Source organism: Nostoc edaphicum CCNP1411, assembly GCF_014023275.1.
Classification (GTDB): Bacteria; Cyanobacteriota; Cyanobacteriia; order Cyanobacteriales; family Nostocaceae; genus Nostoc; species Nostoc edaphicum_A.
Map to the genome: position 1 here is coordinate 6,546,907 of NZ_CP054698.1, position 23,387 is coordinate 6,570,293.

General features: G+C 43.9%; 20 protein-coding genes, 2 tRNA genes, 3 rRNA genes and 2 pseudogenes. 10 read left to right on the top strand and 17 right to left on the bottom strand.

Translation table 11 applies throughout. The features are described 5' to 3' along the window. Positions 1-40 precede the first annotated feature (40 nt). Positions 41-1,327 (bottom strand): nickel pincer cofactor biosynthesis protein LarC, encoded by a 1,287-nt coding sequence (larC, locus tag HUN01_RS30350; protein ID WP_181929286.1) that lies wholly within the window; start codon positions 1,325-1,327, stop codon positions 41-43. A gap of 94 nt (positions 1,328-1,421) precedes the next feature. On the opposite strand from larC, the gene HUN01_RS30355 reads away from it, so the two are divergent. The 3 genes from HUN01_RS30355 to HUN01_RS30365 all read left to right on the top strand — a co-directional run bounded on the left by HUN01_RS30355 (position 1,422) and on the right by HUN01_RS30365 (position 4,584). Continuing rightward, a complete protein-coding gene (locus HUN01_RS30355; RefSeq protein WP_181929287.1) occupies positions 1,422-2,081 on the top strand; it encodes an L-threonylcarbamoyladenylate synthase in 660 nt (219 codons plus the stop codon). Positions 2,082-2,584: 503 nt separating this feature from the next. Then, positions 2,585-3,805, top strand: coding sequence for a HetZ-related protein (locus HUN01_RS30360; protein WP_181929288.1), 1,221 nt, complete (start codon positions 2,585-2,587; stop codon positions 3,803-3,805). Positions 3,806-4,107: 302 nt separating this feature from the next. Further along, complete coding sequence (locus tag HUN01_RS30365; protein WP_163929464.1) at positions 4,108-4,584, top strand: PD-(D/E)XK nuclease superfamily protein; 477 nt, start codon at positions 4,108-4,110, stop codon at positions 4,582-4,584. Here HUN01_RS30365 and HUN01_RS30370 read toward each other — a convergent pair. After that, positions 4,556-5,413 (bottom strand): DNA adenine methylase, encoded by an 858-nt coding sequence (locus HUN01_RS30370; protein WP_181929289.1) that lies wholly within the window; start codon positions 5,411-5,413, stop codon positions 4,556-4,558. The two genes, HUN01_RS30365 and HUN01_RS30370, sit on opposite strands and share 29 nt — an antisense overlap. Before the next feature lie 165 nt (positions 5,414-5,578). On the opposite strand from HUN01_RS30370, the gene HUN01_RS30375 reads away from it, so the two are divergent. From HUN01_RS30375 to HUN01_RS30390, 4 genes are all read left to right on the top strand, one after another. After that, entirely contained in the window at positions 5,579-5,785 is a 207-nt protein-coding gene (locus HUN01_RS30375; protein ID WP_084227060.1) for a DUF751 family protein, read from the top strand. Positions 5,786-5,908: 123 nt separating this feature from the next. Next, positions 5,909-6,328, top strand: a complete 420-nt coding sequence (rbfA, locus tag HUN01_RS30380; RefSeq protein ID WP_181929290.1) for a 30S ribosome-binding factor RbfA — start codon at positions 5,909-5,911, stop codon at positions 6,326-6,328. Positions 6,329-6,722: 394 nt separating this feature from the next. Beyond that, positions 6,723-6,869 (top strand): hypothetical protein, encoded by a 147-nt coding sequence (locus HUN01_RS36700; RefSeq protein ID WP_181929291.1) that lies wholly within the window; start codon positions 6,723-6,725, stop codon positions 6,867-6,869. Positions 6,870-7,301: 432 nt separating this feature from the next. After that, positions 7,302-7,538 carry a DUF4327 family protein gene (locus HUN01_RS30390; protein ID WP_069073690.1) on the top strand — a complete coding sequence of 79 codons (237 nt, stop codon included), beginning with the start codon at positions 7,302-7,304 and terminating at the stop codon, positions 7,536-7,538. A gap of 749 nt (positions 7,539-8,287) precedes the next feature. On the opposite strand, the gene HUN01_RS30395 is transcribed toward HUN01_RS30390, so the two are convergent. The 3 genes from HUN01_RS30395 to HUN01_RS36280 form a co-directional block, all read right to left on the bottom strand. Then, the gene (locus HUN01_RS30395; protein WP_181929292.1) at positions 8,288-8,641 is read right to left on the bottom strand and encodes a hypothetical protein; all 354 of its coding nucleotides are present in this window, start codon (positions 8,639-8,641) and stop codon (positions 8,288-8,290) included. A gap of 338 nt (positions 8,642-8,979) precedes the next feature. Beyond that, positions 8,980-9,147, bottom strand: coding sequence for an SDR family oxidoreductase (locus HUN01_RS36275; protein ID WP_257798027.1), 168 nt, complete (start codon positions 9,145-9,147; stop codon positions 8,980-8,982). Continuing rightward, on the bottom strand, positions 9,144-9,443 hold the full coding sequence (locus HUN01_RS36280; RefSeq protein ID WP_257798029.1) for an SDR family NAD(P)-dependent oxidoreductase: 300 nt from the start codon (positions 9,441-9,443) through the stop codon (positions 9,144-9,146). Before HUN01_RS36280 ends, HUN01_RS36275 begins: the two co-directional genes overlap by 4 nt. Positions 9,444-9,893: 450 nt before the next feature. On the opposite strand from HUN01_RS36280, the gene cdf31 reads away from it, so the two are divergent. Then, positions 9,894-10,799 carry a CDF family zinc efflux transporter Cdf31 gene (gene cdf31, locus HUN01_RS30405; protein ID WP_181929293.1) on the top strand — a complete coding sequence of 302 codons (906 nt, stop codon included), beginning with the start codon at positions 9,894-9,896 and terminating at the stop codon, positions 10,797-10,799. Positions 10,800-10,964: 165 nt separating this feature from the next. Then, a pseudogene (locus tag HUN01_RS35745) lies at positions 10,965-11,099 on the top strand (IS4 family transposase); the annotation flags it as partial. Between the two features lie 122 nt (positions 11,100-11,221). Here HUN01_RS35745 and HUN01_RS30410 read toward each other — a convergent pair. From HUN01_RS30410 to HUN01_RS30455, 10 genes are all read right to left on the bottom strand, one after another. Continuing rightward, the gene (locus HUN01_RS30410; protein WP_069073696.1) at positions 11,222-11,623 is read right to left on the bottom strand and encodes a response regulator; all 402 of its coding nucleotides are present in this window, start codon (positions 11,621-11,623) and stop codon (positions 11,222-11,224) included. Between the two features lie 742 nt (positions 11,624-12,365). Continuing rightward, the gene (gene guaA / locus HUN01_RS30415) at positions 12,366-13,988 is read right to left on the bottom strand and encodes a glutamine-hydrolyzing GMP synthase (RefSeq protein ID WP_069073694.1); all 1,623 of its coding nucleotides are present in this window, start codon (positions 13,986-13,988) and stop codon (positions 12,366-12,368) included. Between the two features lie 224 nt (positions 13,989-14,212). Beyond that, entirely contained in the window at positions 14,213-15,328 is a 1,116-nt protein-coding gene (cbiD, locus tag HUN01_RS30420) for a cobalt-precorrin-5B (C(1))-methyltransferase CbiD (protein WP_181929294.1), read from the bottom strand. 85 nt (positions 15,329-15,413) lie between these two features. Then, a complete protein-coding gene (locus HUN01_RS30425; protein ID WP_238845743.1) occupies positions 15,414-15,701 on the bottom strand; it encodes a hypothetical protein in 288 nt (95 codons plus the stop codon). Further along, complete coding sequence (locus HUN01_RS30430) at positions 15,694-15,993, bottom strand: DUF705 domain-containing protein (protein ID WP_181929295.1); 300 nt, start codon at positions 15,991-15,993, stop codon at positions 15,694-15,696. The genes HUN01_RS30425 and HUN01_RS30430 overlap by 8 nt, the downstream gene beginning before the upstream one ends. Before the next feature lie 71 nt (positions 15,994-16,064). Further along, a 5S ribosomal RNA gene (gene rrf / locus HUN01_RS30435) occupies positions 16,065-16,182 on the bottom strand. Between the two features lie 133 nt (positions 16,183-16,315). Continuing rightward, positions 16,316-19,210, bottom strand: a 23S ribosomal RNA gene (locus HUN01_RS30440). A 251-nt stretch (positions 19,211-19,461) separates the two neighbouring features. Next, positions 19,462-19,534: transfer RNA gene (locus HUN01_RS30445), tRNA-Ala, on the bottom strand. An 88-nt stretch (positions 19,535-19,622) separates the two neighbouring features. Further along, a tRNA-Ile gene (locus tag HUN01_RS30450) sits at positions 19,623-19,696 on the bottom strand. A gap of 123 nt (positions 19,697-19,819) precedes the next feature. Next, positions 19,820-21,318: ribosomal RNA gene (locus HUN01_RS30455) — 16S ribosomal RNA — on the bottom strand. Together the 16S, 23S and 5S rRNA genes with 2 tRNA genes alongside form the textbook arrangement of a ribosomal RNA operon. A gap of 376 nt (positions 21,319-21,694) precedes the next feature. Here HUN01_RS30455 and nadC point away from each other — a divergent pair. Next, the gene (gene nadC, locus HUN01_RS30460) at positions 21,695-22,498 is read left to right on the top strand and encodes a carboxylating nicotinate-nucleotide diphosphorylase (RefSeq protein WP_420832822.1); all 804 of its coding nucleotides are present in this window, start codon (positions 21,695-21,697) and stop codon (positions 22,496-22,498) included. A 15-nt stretch (positions 22,499-22,513) separates the two neighbouring features. Here nadC and HUN01_RS36450 read toward each other — a convergent pair. Both HUN01_RS36450 and HUN01_RS30470 read right to left on the bottom strand, forming a co-directional pair. Continuing rightward, positions 22,514-22,771: pseudogene (locus HUN01_RS36450) on the bottom strand (element excision factor XisI family protein). A gap of 33 nt (positions 22,772-22,804) precedes the next feature. Then, the gene (locus HUN01_RS30470; protein WP_181929296.1) at positions 22,805-23,308 is read right to left on the bottom strand and encodes a GNAT family N-acetyltransferase; all 504 of its coding nucleotides are present in this window, start codon (positions 23,306-23,308) and stop codon (positions 22,805-22,807) included. Positions 23,309-23,387: the final 79 nt, after the last annotated feature.

Here is a 23,387-nt window from a genome sequence, read left to right on the forward strand (position 1 = left end):
CCCAGTCGGAGACTGGGAACGAGGGAACGAGGGATTTGTATCAAATATTGACTAAATACCAACGCTGTAGCGCCAACCGCTGAATTTCGCGCCAGGGAATATTATGTTTTCGGGCTAAGTCTGCACAATCTTCATATTCTGGCTGCACATTTGCAATAACTTTTTCTGGTGATTGCCCTTTCCATGCTATCTTAACGCGCACTTTGCCATATTCCGTTTCAACTTGTTGAATTTCCCGTTGTAAAATGGCGCGTTGCTGAGTTGTTCTCCGAATGCCCAAAGTAGTGGTTTCGCGAAATAAAACCGCTTCACAACGGAGTAAATTTTCTGGATGACAAATCACAGTCAATAAAATTCCTGGACGTGACTTTTTCATACCGATCGCTTGGGTAAAAACATCCACGGCACCAGCCGCAAACAACGCCTCAAACACATAGCCGATCGCTTGCGGATTTAAATCATCAATTTGGGTTTCTAGTACCGAGATGATTTCTAAATTTGAGCTATTATCTTCAAAATCGCTGAAATCGGACTGTAAACTTGCGCTTTCACCCAACCATAGGCGTAAAATATTTGGAATGGGTAAATTTATGGTTCCTGCTCCCAGTCCTATCTGCTTGATAGCGATCGTAGGTGGTGATCCAAAATCTCTTGCCAAAGTAGTTGCGATCGCAGCTCCTGTTGGTGTCACCAGTTCTCTGTCAATGCCATTGCTATAAACTGGACAACCCCGCATTTCCCACAGCTTTAATACTGCTGGTACTGGTACCGCCATCTGACCATGTGCAGCCCGAACAGTGCCGCCACCAGTCGGGAATGCCGAGCAGTAAAGTAATGGTAATCCTTCCTCATTGCTCTCAATCCCCAACCAATCTAACCCCAGGCAAGTACCCACAATATCTACGATCGCATCTATAGCACCCACCTCATGAAAATGAACTTTTTCAGGCGAAATACCATGCACCGCCCCTTCTGCGACTGCTAGCTGTCGGAATACCGCCAAACTCCAAGCTTCTGCCCGTGGTGGCAACTCCGCTTTGAGAATCATCTGCTCTATTTCTGGCAAGTGGCGTGTGTGATGGTGACTTTGTTCGTGATCATGGTGATGGTGGTGATGATGATCATGTACTAAATCCACATGGACTTTAGTCGCCTGCTGACCATTCCGTTGGACAAATTCCGCCCTTAACTGATATTCCTTTTCAATACCCAACCCATTGAGTTTTTCAATTAAATACTCCACAGGAACACCCAGACTTACCAAAGCACCCAGGCACATATCACCAGAAATTCCTGTCGGACATTGAAGATAAGCGATTTTATTCATAATAAATTAGTCATTAGTCATTAGTCATTAGTCATCCGTCATTTGTTAAGAGTTAGTAACTCTCACCCAGTCCCCAGTCCCCAATCCCCGTCCTATGGCAAAAATTTTCTCAGTTCATCCGGATAATCCTCAAATTCGCCGAATAGAGGAAATAAAGTCAGCGCTCTCTAGTGGCGCAGTTATGCTTTACCCTACTGATACAGTTTATGCGATCGGTTGTGATTTGAATGCCAAGTCGGCGGTAGAACGAGTGCGGCAAATTAAAAAGCTAGCAAATGATAAACCATTGACATTTTTATGTCCCTCGCTTTCAAATGTGGCAACTTATGCCTTCGTAAGTGACACAGCCTATCGAATTATGAAACGCCTGATTCCGGGTTCATACACGTTTTTGCTCCCAGCTACTAAGTTAGTACCGCGATTGGTGCAAAGCCCCAAGCGGAAAACTACTGGAATTAGAGTACCAAACCATACTGTGTGTTTGGAGTTGCTGGCAGCCTTGGGCAATCCGATTATTTCAACTTCAGCACATCTGCCACCAGATGAAGCAGATAATGGCATGATTCGGATAGATCCAGAAATCGTTCAGTCGCGGGTAGAGCTATTTGACCGTTTGGATAAGTTGGTAGACATAATTGTAGACACTGGCGAGGAACCTACTTATGAAGTATCTACCATCTTGGATATGACGGGAGACGAAGCAGTGATTATACGGAGGGGTTTAGGTTGGGAAGCAGCAGCAGCATGGGTATAAGAATTCCGGGACTGGGGATTGGGTATTGGGTACTGGGGAAAAAATTCTTTTAAGATTTGGTTGGAGTATAAATCCACATACTCATCTTCCCAATCCACAGCCCCTACTTCACAGGCACACCTCTCCGTTTCGGAAATTGTGATAAAAACGACTCCAGTTTTAAAATTGTCATATTTAAAGGCGATGCCTACAACGGGCACAGATGTAGCAGTAGATATAACAGGATGCTGGTAACAGTCGTTACAGTAAGGGATTTGGCAACTTTGAGAAAAGGGCAGGTAATTATGTCCCCACGTCAATGTGGTGGCTTGTGAAAGAACCGACACATTGCTATAACCGTAACTCTTTCGTATTTCCTACAGTTTTATATATGAGCTTTAGATGTGAGCATTATATACGGCAAGTCTTGATAGATGAATATCCAAAGATTCACAAGCCAAGGACTGCCTTGATTGCTGTGTCTGCGTTGTAATTACGGTGCAATACTACTACCTGGAAAAGTCATGAAAGCTAACGTCGTTAATCTACCAAACTCTACACCAATTTTTGAGAACCACGTTTCGATTGAAGAATTTTCAGATAGCAGCAGTGATACTTTGATTGAGTTGCTGTGTGAGGAAATGCAAGCGCAAGTGAAAGCAACACCCAAGTGCGTAGAAGCTTTAGCAAAGCGCATAGCCGTAGAAGTAGAACGCATTTGCGATAAAAGCTCCCGTATCCAAACATCTGGGGAAATCAAGTCCTGGCAGATTACGTTGGGAAGACATCGGATGCAAAAGTGCTTACGTTACTACCAACTGGGTTCCAAACAAGGACGGGTGGAATTACATAGCAATTTGGGTGCTATGGTTTACCGTCATGTAACTATATCTGGTTCTGAGTTGGGTTTTGAGGCTCGTTACAGCCTGATTGAAGATTTTTTACAAGCATTTTATATCGAAGCTATCAAAGCTTTCCGCAGAGAAAACGAACTACCTCATGATCACACGCCGCGTACTCAGCTGCAATTAGCTGAATACATGGCCTTTACAGAACAGTATGCCAAACGCCGGATCAATTTACCAGGTGGTGCAAATCAGCAATTAATTATCTTGCGGGCCCAAGGTTTTGCTCGTCGTCAGCCCCAAGAAACTACCGTAGATATTGAAATGGCGGTAGAGTCTGCTAAGGGTGAAGAAGCAGAATCTTACCAGCGTAACTCGGCGGTGCAACAGCTGCGATCGCAGATGATTGCCCAAACTAATTTCGATCCATCTGAAGAGTCAGAACGCGATCGCGTCATCACTGAATTGATGAAATATCTGGAGTCTCAAGGTCAATCTGATTGTATGAACTACCTCAGCTTGAAACTTCAAGACCTCTCAGCCCCAGAAATTGACCAAATTCTCGGTTTAACTAGCCGTCAGCGCGATTATCTCCAACAACGGTTTAAATACCACGTAGAAAAGTTTGCCAAACAGCACCACTGGCAATTAGTACATCAATGGTTAGGTGCGGGTTTAGAGCAAAAATTGGGTTTATCTTCCCAGCAGTGGGAAATCTTTGTGAATCAACTCACAGAACAGCAACAGCAAATATTACAGTTAAAAACTGCCCGACAAAACGACCAAGCGATCGCCAAAGCCATCAAATGCACCCCCAAACAGTTACAAAAGCGCTGGACTCAACTTTTAGAAATAGCATGGTCTATCCGCAATGGTCATACTGAGGCACAGACAGGTTGAAGCTAAGGCGAAATCACTAAAATTTATCCAAGCTCAATTTCAGTTATTAGAGAGGTTAAGAGGCAAAAAGAAATGGAATTTTCCTTTTCTTTTATACTTTCCTGAATTAGTAACTCGTTCCTTATCCAAATTATTAATACATTTGTATTTATTTAGTACATAAATACTAGAAATTCGGATTCTTTACTCATTAATCCAATCTTGTTTAGTCAAAATAAAAAATTCATATTAAGCAACTGAACCTTTTTTACTGCTTCTGTGAAATCCTATAATAAGCAGGACTTTTGGCAGAGGGATTCAGGATGGCTCTGACTCAAGGCGGACGGGCAAATAAGTCTGGTAATATTTTAGAAGGAAATGTAGAAGCAATTTTAAATGGGCATAATTATTTCCAAGTCGGGAACTATGTCCCAAAAGAATTTATATTAAATGCTGCTTTATTGCCAAAACGTTATGGCAAAGAAGTTTATATTGGGACTGGAATTTATCATACCGATCTGAAGGTTGATTTTTATGTTGTTGGTTCACCTGCAATGCCATCTGGTTTAATTTTTGAGTGCAAGTGGCAAGAAAGCCCCGGTTCTGTCGATGAAAAGTTTCCTTATTTGAACATGAACATCCAGAATTATTATCCTGCACCAACTATTGTAATTTTAGGTGGTGAAGGTATGCGAGAAGGGGCAAGCAAATGGCTAAAAGCAAGAGTGAATGATAACCATAATTTATTAGCAGTTTATAGCTTAGACAGATTTATTGCGTGGGCAAATAAAAATCTTTAAAAGATGTAATTAATAGTTCGTGAATCATGCCTCTATTTTTTATATTTGAGTTAATTGAGCGAGATGCGTTGATTTTGTAGGTTTCAAAATTAATATCAGTATAAATTCTTCTAATAAATTCGCTATCAGAATTACATACCATAACCTTGACACCACGGCTTGCTAACTCTGCACAAGTATCTCTTAAAAGTTCTTGGTCTTTTTTACTAAAACAATTTTGACTATAAGCAGTGAAATAACTAGTCTCACTGATAGGATGGTAGGGCGGATCAAAAAATACAAAGTCATCATTGTTAGTCGCATGATTTAGCACTTCTGTAAAATCTGCTTGTTTAATTTCTGCATGAGAAAGTGCTACGGAGGCTACTCTCAGTAAATTTTCAGGGCAAATATTGGGATTTTCATATCTGCCTAAAGGTACATTGAATTTCCCCTGTGAATTAACTCGATAAAGACCATTAAAACAAGTCTTATTAAGATAAATTATACGAGCAGCTTGTTCTAAATCAGTACCAACAGAGTTGTTTCTTACACTATAATAATAATCTTTATTATGTCGGATTTTATGCTCTTTCAAGAGACAAATTAATTCTTCAAGATGATCTCTAACGCAACAATAAGTGTTAATTAGTTCGGCATTAATATCAGTTAAAATCGCTGCACTTGGTTGGAGATAGAAAAAAACTGCACCACCACCTAAAAATGGCTCATAGTAATTTTTATAACTCTTGGGAAAATAAGGAATATATTGCTGTATCAACCTACTTTTACCCCCAGCCCACTTCAAAAATGGACGCGGGCTAGTTTCTTTGGGGATTTGAATTACCATTTACTTACGATTTAACTGAAAATAATCGTGACTAAATAAAGCTAATATAACCGACGAGCCGTATTTTATATTAACTGACTAATTTTCCAGCCACATATATTACAATTGAGTAGATAAAGCATATCAAAACAAACGTAAGTATATAACAAGGCAGTTTACATTCAGATGTTTGACGGATTTTGGGATAACGTCTTTCGCTACCCCCGGTACTTAATTACTATTGTCTTAGGACTGTTTCTGAACACCTTTGCACCATTAGTGCCACTGTTGAAGCGTCCGGTCACATTGATCGCCCTCTTGGGCTTATTTGTGAGCAGCCTAGTCTTCCTTACTTTCACCCTACGGGCAATGCTGGGCTTGAGTCCAATCTAGACTAGCGCTATATCGGGGCTGTGCCCCACAGACGGTTGCTCTTAGCGTTGCTCCCGCTAAGTACTGTCTACCCAACTTGCATCTATTTTTGTCGTACAACCTCTGTGATGAGGCGAAATTTTTATGGCTACAAATCGTCGGGTTTCCCGCGTTGCTGAACTGATCAAACGGGAAGTTAGCCAAATGCTGCTCAACGGCATTAAGGATGACCGTGTGGGTACTGGAATGGTCAGTGTTACTGATGTTGATGTTTCTGGCGATCTCCAACACGCCAAAATCTACGTCAGCATCTATGGTACAGATGAAGCTAAAGAAGAAACAATGGCAGGCTTAAAGTCCGCTACGGGTTATGTCCGCAGCGAACTTGGGGCGCGGGTACGCCTACGTCGTACACCAGAGGTAATATTTCTCGAAGATCGCTCCATCGAACGCGGTAATAAAGTATTGGCACTACTAAACCAACTTAATCATGACCGTCCTCCAGAAAATCTCGTAGCAGTAGAAGACAGCACTGATCAAAATGATCAGGAATTCTCCGAATAAGTAACTAAAACAACAATGTAACTTCAGAACAATTAATCTCAGCAAATCCGCCAAACAGTTTACAGACGTGACTAGATCGCGTCTGTTTTAATGTGACCATAACCTACTTCAGCGATCGGTAGTTGCATGTATGGGCTTTCTGTTTGTCTTGGCTTTTGTTTTTACTCTACTGCAATGTGAATTCGACGGCTGTCCGTCTAATGAGCCGAATCAAAAGGTTTTTTAAGCAAAACCGTCCCTCTCCTAGTTGGAGAGGGACAGGCTGGAACTAAAGTTCAAAACAGGGAGAAGATCGTCAATGCAAAAAGGTAGTAGAAGCACCAACTTTTTTATGTAGATGCATAAATGCTACTTGTCTCAAGCTACGAATTAGTATTACTCCACCCTTTTACAGATGTTTTTCAAAATAAACCTATGTAATATTAGTGCTGAAAATAACCAACTGATTACTGTCTTACTTAAGAAATTGTTAATAGATGCTAAGGTAAAAGGCTTAGTAGTGTACTTTAGCCGTTATGTTTTGCAGCAGTTTATACCCTAGTGTCTGACAAATATTCTTGTGTTGTTTACTCTTAGATGAATACCAGCAGTTCTAGACCTAGCTTTAAAGTGATTATTTGATATGTGAGCGATTCCTCCGGCGGGCTACGCCTACGCGATATCAACTACCAAATCTTGCCTAAATACAGTAATGGCAAGACTTTTAGACTTGTGGCATCAAAGCCATACAGCTACAGATGCAGGTTAAGTTAACTACTTGGAATTTTTTTTGTAAAGCGGATTTTCGAGAAATGTCAGGATTCGTTGACTTTCTTAACATTTCTTGAGATTATTTTAGGATGTGTAGCGTCAAAATAAAAATAGTTCCGTATAGCAAACTACAAAATCCTAGCCACAAGTCTAATTTCTGTAATGTTTGTTCCTAATTATTAACGGGAACACTATCGTAAGTGTTAATTTGTGAGTAAAAACCATGAGTGTGAATACGGTGCCTTCTATCAATTACTACTCTCTAGATGTGATTCAAGACGAAGCACGCCGACTGGTGCAAAAGGGAATGATTAGCCGACAACAGCCAATATATACCCTTTGCCAATACATTCCAGCGAGAGAGTGGGTTTGCGTTGAATGTGAATTAGAGAAATGTGACTTTTTGTTGCGCGATCGCATTGGCGATCTAATTGGTCGTGAACAGTGGGATAACGACTAAATCAATGTTTGATTTCGGTTTGGGATTGGGAGCTTATTTTCGATGTGTGGATGTCACCATCAACGATTCAACGCCCAATCTGGGGGATAATCTCTGGTTTTTCATGAGCATTGCCCCATACAGAATCTTGCGTTTTTCATTAACACAGAAGTATTAGAGTCTGAATTTATACAACTTTTCAAGTTAAAGAAGGCATCAGAACCATTTGTTCTGTACATCTGATGTCACGGCTTGAGTCTAGTATGTAAATTCTGTGAAGTTCCTACATTGATCTGATAGAAGTGTAGGAACTTCACTTTTGACTCGTAATTCATTGCATCGCTTAGTTGAGGGAAGCGTCAACCTACTTGCTGTTCAAAGCCAAAATCCGTCTTGAAAAGTTTGCTGACTAGGGCTAACGCACACCAAAGGGAACTTCCGCAAGCAACTGGCTCAACTCTGATAAAATCCAAAATTTGTATGAAGAATTCAGAACTCAGGAGCAGAGCCGGAGACGTTTCCGTTAGCTTCGGTCAGAATGAGCGTATGAATTCTGTACGAGTGGGTGACGAATATTTGGTTAAAAGCGAGTGGAATAGTGGGCGAAAAAAATTAAAATATTCTCGCCTTAAAACTCTACCCATAAAGGGATAGAGCATTCACCAATTCTTTTAGCGCAGCGGGGCGTAGCCCATTCTGTATTCTGACTCCTGTTTTATATAGTATTTTTCTTCAAAAATCTTGAAAGCATAGCAAAACCATTTCAACTATTATGCTACTTGCTCTAAGTACTGATTAATGTCTTCAATAATGCGAGTAAGTTCAGCTTCAGTAGTCAAGCGGATGTTGACGTTGCGGACAGTCAGCAAAACTTTGGCTGCGAAGGGCGTTGGCCAGATATTAGGATTACAAAAAACTTCTAAAAATACTTCACCCGTATAACGATATTCCAAGGGAGGCTGGGGAGTGACTCTACCACCGCCAGGAGTGGGTTTAGCGGCGATCGCTTTCAGGCGCTCCATCAGTTGATCCGTCGCTGTCTTTAATTCTCGTGCTGCTTGGGGTGAAAAACTGAAGGAGACTGAACCTTCAATTAAATTCAATGTTAGAGGAATTGAAGACATATCTTTTTTATTAAAACTTCTTGATAAGTACTGATATTACCGGAAGAAGGGGCCTGAATCCCAATCTGATGTTTCCCTGTGTCTGATTCAAAAACCACTAGTACCGCAAGACGGAATTAAAAATTAAAAATTAAAAATTAAAAATGAAGACAGCGTAAGGGTTTTATTGATTGGGAATGGGTGGTTTATTTCCGCCGTGCTGTACTAGTAGTCCGTCAAGCCAACAATGCTTGGTAAATAAGTTTGTAGTAAGGACTTTAGTCCTTGTCTTAAGCACTGAAAGTGCTTACTACGTAACAGGCTTTCATTAGCTTGCAATAAGAGCATTACCCGTCGAATCAGGCTGCGAAGCCACCATCAATTTTCAGGCTCGCACCCGTGACAAAACCAGCTTCGGCACTGGCAAGATAGGAAACCATGTCGGCAACTTCTTCACTCCGACCGTAGCGCTGGAGGGCGATCATGCTTCTCATATTGTCGGCAAAGGAACCCTCGGCCGGGTTCATGTCGGTGTCCACGGGGCCGGGTTGGTGATGCCACGAGGGCCGAGATCACGGGCAAGACCGCGCGTAAAACTGGCGATCGCACCCTTGGTCAAAGCGTAGACGGAGCCACCAGCAAATGGCATGATGTCACTGTTGATGCTGCCGATCATGATAATCCGTCCCCCCTCACCAATGTGGCGGACAGCCTCCTGAGTTGCCACAAATACGCCCCTGACGTTAATCGCGATGAGTCGGTCAAAATCATCCAGTGAGAACTGGTCGATCAGAGCCAAAGCGGCGACCTCCGCATTGTTCACCAGGATGTCCAGGCGATTTAGTGTCCCATTGACATCCTCAAATGTTGACCCTTTTCTGAATAAATTGTGGGCTTTCTTATCCTTATAAAGTAGTAAATAAAACTCATTAAGCTCGTCAGTTATTCGGAGTAAATACAGACAAATATAGTGGTCATAATATCTTTGAATACAATTCGATATGACCTAAGTGGATGTATGAGGAAGAATATTAATTAAAATATTTCTAGAATTAATGATAAAAATACGCTGTTATTTGTAAATATATTATTAATGTCCATCGAGCTTGTAGCTGTTGTTAGTTATAAAGAGTCTCAACAAATTGGCATAAAATATAGAGACTCCAGAGATATTTAGTTCTTACTGCGTAAGACTTTGATACACTTTATTTGTATTTATTTGTATTTTGAGGTCTACATTAGAAGTCATAGAACTTGATGTGATAAATTATCTATGACTTACGATAACCGTGGCGAAGTACAAAAGGTTTTAATTATTACCCTACTGCTCAACCTGTTTGTACTGGCATTAAAAGCAGTTGTAGGCTACTCGACAGGTTCTTTGAGTTTGCTAGCTGATGCCTTGCATAGTGTGACAGATAGCGCCAATAACGTTTTAGGATTAATTGCGAGTAAATTTTCTTCTCCACAACCCGATCGCGAGCATCCCTACGGACACAGTAAGTTTGAAGCAGTGGGAGCTTTAGGAATTGCCTCATTTTTAGGAATAGCCTGTTTTGAAATTCTGCAAGGAGCAATCGAACGAATTCTCAAAGGTGGTGGTGAACCTGTGAGAATTTCGCCACCTGAGTTGTGGTTATTACTAATTGTGCTGGGCGTGAATATTTTTGTGGCGTTTTACGAACGTGCTGTGGGTAGGCGGGTAGGTAGCTCAATTCTCATAGCTGACGCCACACATACCATGAGCGATATTTGGGTGACAATCTCTGTAATTGGCGGATTGATAGGAGTTTGGCTAGGTTATCAATGGATGGATTTGGTGTTAGCTTTTCCTGTCGCCTTGCTGGTATTTTGGAGTGGCTGGTCAGTTTTAAAAGAGAATTTGCCTTGGCTTGTAGATCAAATGGCGATCGCACCAGAAGCAATACATGCGATCGCTACTTCTGTTCCAGGTGTAATTAACTGTCATGCGATCGCTTCTCGCGGCGTTCTTGGTCGTCAAGTATTCATCGAAATGCATTTAATAGTAGATGCACCAGATGTAGAAACCGCCCACCACATAACCGAAGAAGTAGAAAGCCGGTTAGAAGAACAGTTTCGTCCAGTGAGGATTTTAATTCACGTCGAGCCACCAACATATAAGTCTGAGCAAATTAGCTTTGAAACTGGAGCAAAATAGTCTCTAGCAATTTTCAAGTATGCGAGTTTATTTAAAAGATTAAATAACACAGAATTTAATGCAATACAGTTCAGATAAGACCAAAACACTTGTAGAGACGGCGATTTATCGCGTCTCGAAAACCCAAAATTTTTGCCAATAGCCCTTAACTGAACCGTATTGGAATTTAATGGAGATATTTCTACTTTTTCCAAAGCAAATTATCACCGCAGTCAAAAACAATTTCAAGAAAATTATCATAAATTGAATGAGTTTGTGCAGAAGGTAACTCACAAGAAATTACATGATAAATACACTATTTTATAAATATTTCAAGCTTTTTGATGACAGAATTGGTGTTTCAAGTTTCCTCAAGACTGCAATCACACCTTTTTAACTACTCCTGACGGAAATAACAAATAATAAGTCTATGCATCTTTGTATTAACTCTTATAAGAAGCAACCAAATTTGCGACGATCGCAACTAATTCTCCTGGATCAACTGGTTTAGCCACATGAGTCTGAAAGCCTGCTTCGAGAGCACGGCTACGATACTCGCTGTCACCATAGGCAGTTAAGGCGATAGCGGGGAGTTTTCCATAAATATCATTTAGCGCCCGGATCTTGCGGATTAGGGTGTATCCATCTTCACCAGGCATAGCAATATCACAAATCAAGACATCTGGTTGCAACTCAGGTAGTACATTCAATGCTACCGCTGCCGATGCAACTGCCATGATGGTTGCTCCATCAGCTTCCAATACGGTAGTAATGTAAAAGCGGCTATCGTCATCATCATCAACTACGAGGATGTTTAAGCCAGCAAGGGGGAGAGGAGGTTCCATGACATCTCTATTAACGTTGATCAAATGAAAGTTATTTCTAATGAGCTGCTTGTTTTTTCTCAGTAACCACACCATTGGTAATTTTACTGCGATCCCGTCTACTTTTCTAGACAATAATTCAATTTGTCTAGTTACCATCTAATTGATGGTTCATTGTTCGCTGGCATTTATAATTATTGACTGGATAAAATTATGTTGGTGTTTAAATTCCTTTACATTTAAAAATTAACTTTAACGAATAGTTGGATTTCAAGAATAATCTTGGTAATTACTCACTGCTTTATTACTAACAAGTTTGGATTTTGATGAAAGCTTTTTAAAATTAAAAGTAGTAAAGTTACTTAAAATTTAGCAAATACGGGATTTTGCGACATTCTTGCTCTTAGTAAACCGAAATTCAAAAAAAATAGACAATGCCGAGGCTTAAAACGAGTCATGGCGGTATTGCCATTTTGAAATACAGCAGGAGTCAGAAGTATACTAGTACACTGTGATGGAACCTTGCCTACCTTTAATCAGTTGCTCAAGTAGGGGCAATTCATGAATTGCCCCTACTTGTCTGCTTAATTGAGATAGTAGCTAGATTTACACCGTGTTGTACTAGGCTTTATACCTGGCTCTTGAGTTGAAAAGGTTTAACTGATTAACTTGCAGACTACTGTATATGAATCTAATCTACTGCAAGGGATCTGAACTATAGCCAAGAGTGATGAACTTTTAGTTAAGTCAACTCAAAACTTGATTACTCCCATTCAATAGTTCCAGGCGGCTTAGAGGTAATGTCATAAACCACCCGATTTACTCCTTTCACCTCATTCACAATCCGAGTGGAAATCACTTCCAAGACATCGTAAGGTACTCTTGCCCAATCAGCAGTCATGCCATCTTCACTGGTCACAATCCGCAAAACAATCGGGTAAGCGTAAGTGCGTTGATCCCCCATAACGCCAACACTACGAATTGGCAGCAATACAGCAAATGCTTGCCAGAAATCATGATACATACCGCGTTGGTTAATTTCTTGCCGGACAATCAAATCGGCATCACGCAAAATATTTAACCGCTCAGATGTGACTTCCCCCAAGATGCGAATTGCCAAACCAGGCCCAGGAAAAGGTTGCCGTTGGACAATTTCTTCTGGTAAACCAATGGAACGCCCAACTTTGCGGACTTCATCTTTAAATAGTTTCCGCAGTGGTTCTACCAATTTAAATCTTAGGTCTTTGGGCAAACCGCCAACATTGTGATGGCTCTTAATTTTCACCGCTACCCGCTCACCAGTTTGGGGATCAACGTTGGTGTCAGCAGATTCGATAACATCTGGATAAAGAGTCCCTTGAGCCAAATAGTCAAAGTGACCAAGACGTTTGGATGTTTCCTCAAATACAGCAATAAATTCGTGTCCGATGCGGCGGCGTTTTTCTTCAGGATCTGTGATATCAGCAACTCTAGCTAAAAAGCGATCGCGGGCATTAACATACTCTACAGGAATGTGAAACTGCTCTTGGAACAGCTTTACCAATCGCTCTGGCTCATACTTTCGCATAAAGCCTTGATCGATAAACACGCAAGTCAGTTGTTCACCAATGGCTTTATACAGCAAGAAGGCCAGGGTAGAAGAATCCACTCCACCAGACAGCGCCAACAGCACCCGCTTCTCGCCAACTCTAGCGCGAATTTCTTGAATTGCTTCTTCGACAAAAGCCGCTGTTGTCCAAGTGGGTTCGCAATCGCAGATATGGTAGACAAAATTACGGATTAATGCAATCCCGCCAAGAGAATGCACCACCTCTGGATGGAACTGAACGCCGTAAAGTTTCCTTTCGTGGTCAGCAATGGCAGCACAGGGAGTATTTTCTGTATGTGCCAGCAATTCAAACCCCGATGGCATTTGGATAACTGAGTCTCCGTGACTCATCCACATGGTGGTGCCATCTTCGACGTTGGTGAGCAAATCTGTGGGATCATCAATATATAATGATGCTTTGCCATACTCACCTCGATCGGCCTTTGCTACTTCGCCACCGAGTTGGTTCACCATCAGCTGCATCCCATAGCAAACACCCAAAATGGGTATTCCCAAATTCCAGATTTCTGGGTCACAATGGGGAGCGTTATCACCATAAACCGAACTCGGCCCACCGGAGAGGATGATTCCTTTGGGATTGAGTTGGCGCAATTGTTCAGAAGTAGTGCGATAGGATAAAACTTCAGAGTATACTTGAGTCTCGCGGATGCGACGGGCAATCAACTCAGAATATTGAGAGCCGAAATCCAGAATTACAATCAATTGGCGATCAAGCCGCCCAAAATTTTCCAATGTTTGGGGCGCTTGTTCTGTTGGTAGAGTCACCGCTGTATTCATGACGGGAGTATTATGTCTGTTAAGGATAGATGCTTTGTGGTCTATAGTGATGCTATTATTCAGCCTGGTTAGGCTGATAATGGTATAGAAGCCCTAGACAAACGCGAGGTTATGTGCGCTTGTCTAGTCCCGGAGTCGGAGATGGTATTAAAACGATAAACTTACCTTAGAGTGGTTACTTAAAAGATTATTTATTTGGATTGTTTACGATTATTCATAATAAATTAACATAATTTTCCCATCAACAGGCCAGCAGTTTTACTCTTCACAATAATTTTGCGATCGCGATCAAAGAGGATAGAGCCACAGACTGTAGTTCCTGTGCCCTTTTGGCTATGGCTTTGGATGTATTCTTGGGAACGAACATCGATGGTTTCGGCGATCGCACTGTAAACTTGATTTACCCAATCACTGCCAGTTGCAGCATCTAGCGATTTTAGATATGTTAGTGCTGCTTCGGCGGTAGCACTATTAAACACAGCTTGGATATCTGGTAATTTTAAACCTGCGATCGCACAGTGCGCTGCCAAAATTTCCCGCCTTCCATCAGCCAAGTAGTGATGAGTGTGAAAAATCCCTCCTGCCAGTTTCATCAGCTTACCGTGATAGCCAAATAATAATATTTCTCTCACACCCAGCACATCAGCTTCTACTAACATTGGGCCAAGCCAGTTAGCAGTTTTGACCAATTGTTCAGGATTAATCCCTAGTTTACGCGCCAAATCTAGGCCATTTTCGCCGATACAAAATACTAAACTCTCAAAACGACTGGCTTTATTTTGTAATTCCGCCCGAAAAACTGCAAGCTGATCTGGCGTACTTAAGGGTTGAGAAATACCAGTTGTGCCTAAAAGCGAAAGTCCTTCAACCACACCAAAAGCAGAATTTGAAGTCCGAACAGCTAGCGATCGCCCTTCGGGTAGAATAATCGTCACCGTGATTTTTTCCCCAGGTGCCAGCATTCGTTGCAAATTCTCTTGCAACAGCCTTTGAGCATAAGCATAAATGGCTGGCTTGTCATCAGCATTTAATTGCCTACCAATCCCTTCCCCACCTTTAATAATTACTGCATCATCACCCTGTTCTCGCCATTCCACCAATGCCCAAATCGGTGTATTTTTAGTCAGGTCAAGATTATCACCGGGATCGCTGCGAGCGATCGCCAAAACTATACTTTCAGATAGTCCTGCGACCTGTTCAATGGGGATTTCTGCGATTTGAGCGGGTTCAATTAAATCTACAGATGCTAAAGTTAGGGATTGGCGATCGTTTAACCAGTGTAAAGCTGCAACAGCAGCAGCGCAAGCAAAGACGGGAAGTGTGTATCCAGAACGGGACATTTTTTAAATTCAAAAGTACAAAATAATTCTTCAAAAATAAAGACACAACCCATTTCTTCCAGGTGTTTGATCAAGTCCCGTCGTTTCACGATACCTCAAGTTCAGCCACTCTTCCGACATTGGGAATTGTCCCATTCGTTAATTCTTTGTAAATATCACTTAAGTTCTCCTTCAATTCTTTTTCGGTTTCTGCCTGAGTCCAGTAGTCTGGATACTCCTGGAGATAGCCAAGCCACATCTCCTCATCTTGCCAGTAAACATATTTCTTGGTTGTCATAGGGTGAACGAACGACTTATGAACTTCTCCAACTATGCCAACCATCTTATCAAACAGGGCGATCGCTCTATCACAGTCGTCCAGAATCCTACTCACTGAGCAAACTGTCAGCCTGCAATGGATACACATGGCGTAAGCTTCGCCAAGCCGGAAATGGTTGATCATCAATCATTGCTTCTGGCTTTGGGAGATAACCAGCGAAGCAATCCTCTAGTCCAAACTCCTTTGCTGAAGCATGAGCATAATCACTGCCTCCACTGCTCCAGCAGTACAGTACTGCTCCTTGCGCCTTTAACTGTCGAACTACTTTAATGACACTGGGTATTGGAATTCGTTTCGTTCCAACCGAGCGAACAAGAGTGTCATCGACATCAACAAAAATTACCATACTCAAAATTCAGGAAAAACAAAAGCCCCAAGCAATTATGATTGCTTGGGGCTTTTTGTTTGAAAAATAGAACCTGGCATCGAGCTATTTTTGCGTAGGGCTACCCCTAAACTATCGTGGCCGCAGCAGCGTTTCACCTCTGAGTTCGGGAAGGGTTCAGTGTGGTTCCACCGCGCAATAGACACCAGGAAAACCTGATGGGAATTAAAAATTAAAAATGTAAAATTAAAAATGACTTTTGAAATTTTACATTTCTAATACTTCAGAAACCCTGAAGACTGCAAGTAACGCGAATTATTAATAAGTAGAGCAAATGAGTTGTGAGGTCAAGCCCTCGGTCTGTTAGCACGGCTCGGCTACATACATTGCTGCACTTCCACCTACCGCCTAAGAACGGGTGTTCTGCCCGTGACCTTACCCACTTATTGTGGTGAGAGCACTCATCTTGAGGTGGGCTTCCCACTTAGATGCTTTCAGCGGTTATCCGCTCCGCACTTGGCTACCCAGCGTTTACCGTTGGCACGATAACTGGTACACCAGCGGTGCGTTCCTCCCGGTCCTCTCGTACTAAGGAGGACTCCTCTCAATGCTCTTACGCCTGCACCGGATATGGACCGAACTGTCTCACGACGTTCTGAACCCAGCTCACGTACCGCTTTAATGGGCGAACAGCCCAACCCTTGGGACGTACTTCCGCCCCAGGTTGCGATGAGCCGACATCGAGGTGCCAAACCTCCCCGTCGATGTGGACTCTTGGGGGAGATCAGCCTGTTATCCCTAGAGTAACTTTTATCCGTTGAGCGACGGCCATTCCACTCTGCGCCGTCGGATCACTAAGCGCCTACTTTCGTACCTGCTCGACTTGTCAGTCTTGCAGTCAAGCTCCCTTTATGCCTTTACACTCGTCGCACGGTTTCCAAGCGTGCTGAGGGAACCTTTGCGCGCCTCCGTTACCTTTTAGGGAGGCGACCGCCCCAGTCAAACTGCCCACCTGAAACTGTTCCCTGACCAGATAATGGTCATGGGTTAGAATTCTAGCTTCGCCAGAGTGGTATCTCACCGTTGGCTCCATACTCCCCACAAGGAATACTTCATCGCCTCCCACCTATCCTGCGCAAGCCAAGCCCGAACACAATTCCAGGCTACAGTAAAGCTTCATAGGGTCTTTCTGTCCAGGTGCAGGCAGTCCGTATCTTCACAGACATTCCTATTTCGCCGAGTCTCTCTCTGAGACACCATCCAGATCGTTACGCCTTTCGTGCGGGTCGGAACTTACCCGACAAGGAATTTCGCTACCTTAGGGACCGTTATAGTTACGCCGCCGTTCACCGGGGCTTCGGTCGCTAGCTTCAAGGTTTCCCCCTGACCAACTTCCTTAACCTTCCGGCACTGGGCAGGCGTCAGCCCCCCATACTGCGTCGATTTGACTTTGCGGAGACCTGTGTTTTTGGTAAACAGTCGCCTGGATCTCTTCACTGCGACCCACGTCTTAGGTGGGCACCCCTTCTTCCGAAGTTACGGGGGCCATTTTGCCGAGTTCCTTAGAGAGAGTTATCTCGCGCCCCTTGGTATTCTCAACCTCCCTACCTGTGTCGGTTTCGGGTACAGGTAACTGTAAGTTAACGTGTTTAGAGCTTTTCTTGGAAGCTAGACTATGCCACTTCCCCACCGTAGTGGGTCGTACTCACGCCTCAACTCGAAACGTTTTCGCCGTCTCTCAACATCTTGACGCTTGAACCGGTAACCAACATCCGGCTGACAATTATCTTCTCCGTCCCTCTGCACAACCTACAATCAGTACGGGAATTTTAACCCGTTGTCCATCGACTACGCCGTTCGGCCTCGCCTTAGGTCCTGACTAACCCTCCGGGGACGAACCTGGCGGAGGAAACCTTAGGGTTTCGGGGTATTGGATTCTCACCAATATTTGCGCTACTCAAGCCGACATTCTCACTTCCGTTTCGTCCACAGCTGCTTGCCGCTACTGCTTCTACCTACGACGGAACGCTCCCCTACCGATTAACATAAGTTAATCCCACAGCTTCGGTACATCGCTTAGCCCCGTTCATTTTCGGCGCGAGAGCGCTTGACTAGTGAGCTATTACGCACTCTTTCAAGGGTGGCTGCTTCTAGGCAAACCTCCTAGTTGTCTGTGCACTCTCACCTCCTTTATCACTTAGCGATGATTTGGGGACCTTAGCTGGTGGTCTGGGCTGTTTCCCTCTTGACAATGAAGCTTATCCCCCACTGTCTCACTGGCAATGTGTGCTCTGGGTATTCAGAGTTTGTCTCGATTTGGTACCGGTCTCCCAGCCCGCACCGAAACAGTGCTTTACCCCCCAGATATAATCATTACCGCTGCGCCTAAACACATTTCGGGGAGAACCAGCTAGCTCCTGGTTCGATTGGCATTTCACCCCTAACCACAACTCATCCGCTGATTTTTCAACATCAGTCGGTGCGGACCTCCACTTGGTGTTACCCAAGCTTCATCCTGGCCATGGTTAGATCACCAGGGTTCGGGTCTATAAACACTGATTATCGCCCTTTTCAGACTCGGTTTCCCTTTGGCTCCAGCATTCTCGCTTTAACCTACCAGTGCCTATAAGTCGCTTTACTCATTCTTCAACAGGCACGCGGTCAGACTTTAAATAGTCCTCCCACTGCTTGTAAGCTAACGGTTTCATGTTCTATTTCACTCCCCTTCCGGGGTTCTTTTCACCTTTCCCTCGCGGTACTGGTTCACTATCGGTCACACAGTAGTATTTAGCCTTACGAGGTGGTCCTCGCTGATTCACATGGGATTCCTCGTGCCCCATGCTACTCGGGATTCAGCTACTATCCTTTAACTTTCGACTACAGGACTTTCACCTTCTTTGGTGCAGTATTTAGCTGCTTCGTCTAGCCTCCAGATTCGATATCGCTGTCCCACTACCCCAATCGGTAAACCAATTGGTTTAGGCTCTTCCCCTTTCGCTCACCACTACTGAGGGAATCTCTGTTTTGATTTCTCTTCCTCCAGCTACTAAGATGTTTCAATTCGCTGGGTTGGCTCTCTCCTGCCTATATATTCAGCAGGTAGTATTAAGGGTTGCCCCATTCGGAAATCTCCGGATCTCTGTTTGCTTCCAACTCCCCGGAGCATATCGTCGGTAACCACGTCCTTCATCGCCTCTGTGTGCCTAGGTATCCACCGTTAGCCCTTATTAACTTGACCACTCAAACATTTGCTGTTCTACAAATTGCATTCACAAATAGTTAGTTCTGCTTACTTCGTCACTTCCTACTGATTTTACTCAGCACTCAGCACTCAGTACTCAGCACTAAAAAATGTCTGTGTCTGCCTGCTAATTTCGCGTTACTATGCAGTTTTCAAGGTTCTGGCTGAGAACTAACTCAGCAGTCTGACTCAATTAAGTCATGTTGCTGATTTCTCACTAGTTTTTCTGTTTTGGCAATCGCCACAGGTGGAGGTTAGCGGACTCGAACCGCTGACATCCTGCTTGCAAAGCAGGCGCTCTACCAACTGAGCTAAACCCCCAGATACAATTAAAAATTGATAATTAAAAATTAAAAATTGAATTTTCTTCATTTTTAATTTTGCATTTTACATTTTTAATTGATTCAGGTGGGCCATCCTGGACTCGAACCAGGGACCTCACCCTTATCAGGGGTGCGCTCTAACCACCTGAGCTAATAGCCCATATCGAACCAAATCATAGTTTGAAAGCTTTCAACAAATGTCTGCGACCGACCTAGGTTAGACCAACTTACTATCTATATAGCTGTATGCTTTTTGATATGTAAGGGGTGTAGGTCTCCCTAAAAAGGAGGTGATCCAGCCACACCTTCCGGTACGGCTACCTTGTTACGACTTCACCCCAGTCACCAGTCCTGCCTTAGGCATCCTCCCCCCCGAAAGGTTGGAGTAATGACTTCGGGCACTACCAGCTTCCATGGTGTGACGGGCGGTGTGTACAAGGCCCGGGAACGAATTCACTGCAGTATGCTGACCTGCAATTACTAGCGATTCCTCCTTCACGCAGGCGAGTTGCAGCCTGCGATCTGAACTGAGCTCCGGTTTACGGGATTTGCTTGCATTCGCATGCTTGCTGCCCTCTGTCCGGAGCATTGTAGTACGTGTGTAGCCCAAGGCGTAAGGGGCATGCTGACTTGACGTCATCCCCACCTTCCTCCGGTTTGTCACCGGCAGTCTCTCTAGAGTGCCCAACTTAATGCTGGCAACTAAAAACGAGGGTTGCGCTCGTTGCGGGACTTAACCCAACATCTCACGACACGAGCTGACGACAGCCATGCACCACCTGTGTTCGCGCTCCCGAAGGCACTCCCAGCTTTCACCAGGATTCGCGACATGTCAAGCCTTGGTAAGGTTCTTCGCGTTGCATCGAATTAAACCACATACTCCACCGCTTGTGCGGGGTCCCCCGTCAATTCCTTTGAGTTTCACCGTTGCTTTAGCGTACTCCCCAGGCGGGATACTTAACGCGTTAGCTACGGCACGGCTCGGGGCCGATACAAGCCACGCCTAGTATCCATCGTTTACGGCTAGGACTACTGGGGTATCTAATCCCATTCGCTCCCCTAGCTTTCGTCCCTCAGTGTCAGTTGCGCCTAGCAGAGCGCCTTCGCCACCTAGTGTTCTTCCTGATCTCTACGCATTTCACCGCTACACCAGGAATTCCCTCTGCCCCCGAACGCACTCTAGCCATGTAGTTTCCACTGCTCTTATCTAGTTGAGCTAGACTCTTTAACAGCAGACTTACATAGCCACCTGCGGACGCTTTACGCCCAATCATTCCGGATAACGCTTGCATCCTCCGTATTACCGCGGCTCGCTGGCACGGAGTTAGCCGATGCTTATTCCTCAGGTACCGTCATTGTGTTCTTCCCTGAGAAAAGAGGTTTACGACCCAAGAGCCTTCCTCCCTCACGCGGTATTGCTCCGTCAGGCTTTCGCCCATTGCGGAAAATTCCCCACTGCTGCCTCCCGTAGGAGTCTGGGGCCGTGTCTCAGTCCCAGTGTGGCTGATCGTCCTCTCAGACCAGCTACTGATCGTCGCCTAGGTAGTCCTTTACACTACCTACTAGCTAATCAGACGCGAGCTCATCTTCAGGCAGTTAACCTTTCACCTTGCGGCACATCCGGTATTAGCCACCGTTTCCAGTGGTTGTCCCAGACCTGAAGGCAGATTCTCACGCGTTACTCACCCGTCCGCCACTAAATCCCGAAGGATTTCGTTCGACTTGCATGTGTTAAGCATACCGCCAGCGTTCATCCTGAGCCAGGATCAAACTCTCCGTTTTGTATTGGAAAGCTCTATAGCTCAATTAGCTGCTCTTTTAAAACTTCAGCTTAGTTCTCTTTATTTGCTTGACGCAGGCCACTTGTTGTATAATGGCTTTCAAACTATAATATTTTCAAGGTTCGGTGTCCTTCAGGCGTCGCTCTTTCGCGCTCCGCTTCAGGCACTTATTCAATATAGCGAACCTACTTCATTGTGTCAACTACTTTTTCCAAAATATTTTTGGATTGTTTCTTAGTCACTATCAAAGCCTTAGAGAGTAAGGGTTTTAGGCTATAGTATTGCTAAATGTCACTAAGGAAGCAATTAAAGTTGTGAGGAATTCTGGTATTCTGCCGCCCTGGTTGGTTTTAGATCCACTGTTGTGTGGCTGGTTGATGGAGGATATTGGTAGAGGCGATCGCACTACAAATACCCTACTAATAGAAGATGTGACTCTAGGCTCTGCTAAATGGATCGCTAAAGCTTCAGGGATAATTGCTGGCTTACCAGTTGCAGCTAGGGTGTTTCAAATTTTGAATGAAAAAGTCAGCTTTGTGGCGGTTGCGACTGAAGGCGCATGGTGTGAGCCGGGACAGGTAGTAGCTGAAATTCATGGTTCGCTGGATGCGCTACTGATGGGAGAACGGGTGGCGCTCAACTTGGCTATGCGGTTGAGTGGGATTGCAACGCTGACTAATATATATATAGAGAAAATTGCTGACTTACCTGCTCAGTTGGTGGATACGCGTAAAACCACACCAGGGCTGAGACTGTTGGAAAAGTACGCAACTGCTTTGGGTGGGGCGATTAATCACCGCATGGGTTTGGATGATGCGGTAATGATTAAGGATAATCACATTGCTGCTGCTGGGGGAATTGGAGAAGCTGTTACCCGTATTCGTTCTCAGATTCCTTATCCCTTGACCATAGAGGTTGAGACGGAAAGTTTAGAGCAGGTGAAAGAAGCTTTGCAGCACAAGGCTGACATTATTATGTTGGACAATATGCCTTTGGATATGATGCGTCAGGCGGTGCAGTTGATTTGCCAGCAGGATAGGCGTGTGAAAATTGAAGCTTCCGGGAATGTGACTTTGGAAACGATTCGCAGTGTGGCGGAAACGGGTGTTGACTATATTTCTAGCAGTGCGCCGATTACTCAATCGAAGTGGCTAGATTTGAGTATGAGGATTGTACTTTAAATAAAATGGGGCGGATCATCCTACTGCAAAGTCGGTGTAGTGTCGCATTTTTGGAGTATCAAAGCTTAAAACAATATCTTCTTTGGGAACATCGAGTTCAACCAGCTGGTTTGCAATTCCGACTTCGGTACTATCTTGTTGAATCCGAATTTTGCTTTGCTATGTTGTGATGATGTCGAGGGGAAGGACAGTGCTATACAGTCGCTTTGAGCCGTGCCAACCAACATAGACTAGTTGGTAGTAGTTGCGTTCGGTGACGAATTGTGACCGAATTTAATTTACAAGTTTAAGAAAATAGCGATCGCCTTAAACAACAGTTTTACTAATTTGCAGTCCCATGATCACTAAGTCCCGTTCAATGCTGTCAAGTTCGGCAATTTTAGGCAAATGTCCCCAGTGCTGGAAACCAAATGTCTCAAAGAGTTTTAAACTGGGCTGATTGTGGGCAAAAATGAAGCAGACTAGGCTCTTTAGACCCAAATTAGGACTTTCACTAATTGCTTGTGCTAAGAGTTGCCGTCCCAAACCACACCGATGAAAGCTAGGGGCTATGTAAATACTAATTTCAGCAGTTTTACTATAGGCGGGGCGCCCATAAAAGGATTGGAAACTAAGCCATCCAGCGATTACTCCGTCTACTTCGATGACCCAAAGTGGGCGTTGTGAAGGCGATCGCCCCTTAAACCAAACAAGGCGACTTTCTACAGATACTGGTTCTAAGTCAGCAGTTGCCATGCGGCTGGGAACTGCGGCATTGTAAATTGCCACAATTGCAGGCAAGTCAGTTTCAGTCGCATGGCGAATAGTCATTGTTACCGTTTCAAACAAATCTTCAGAAAATATTCAAAAATAATACAGTGTTAACAGTAGCAATTTTACGGCTTCTACA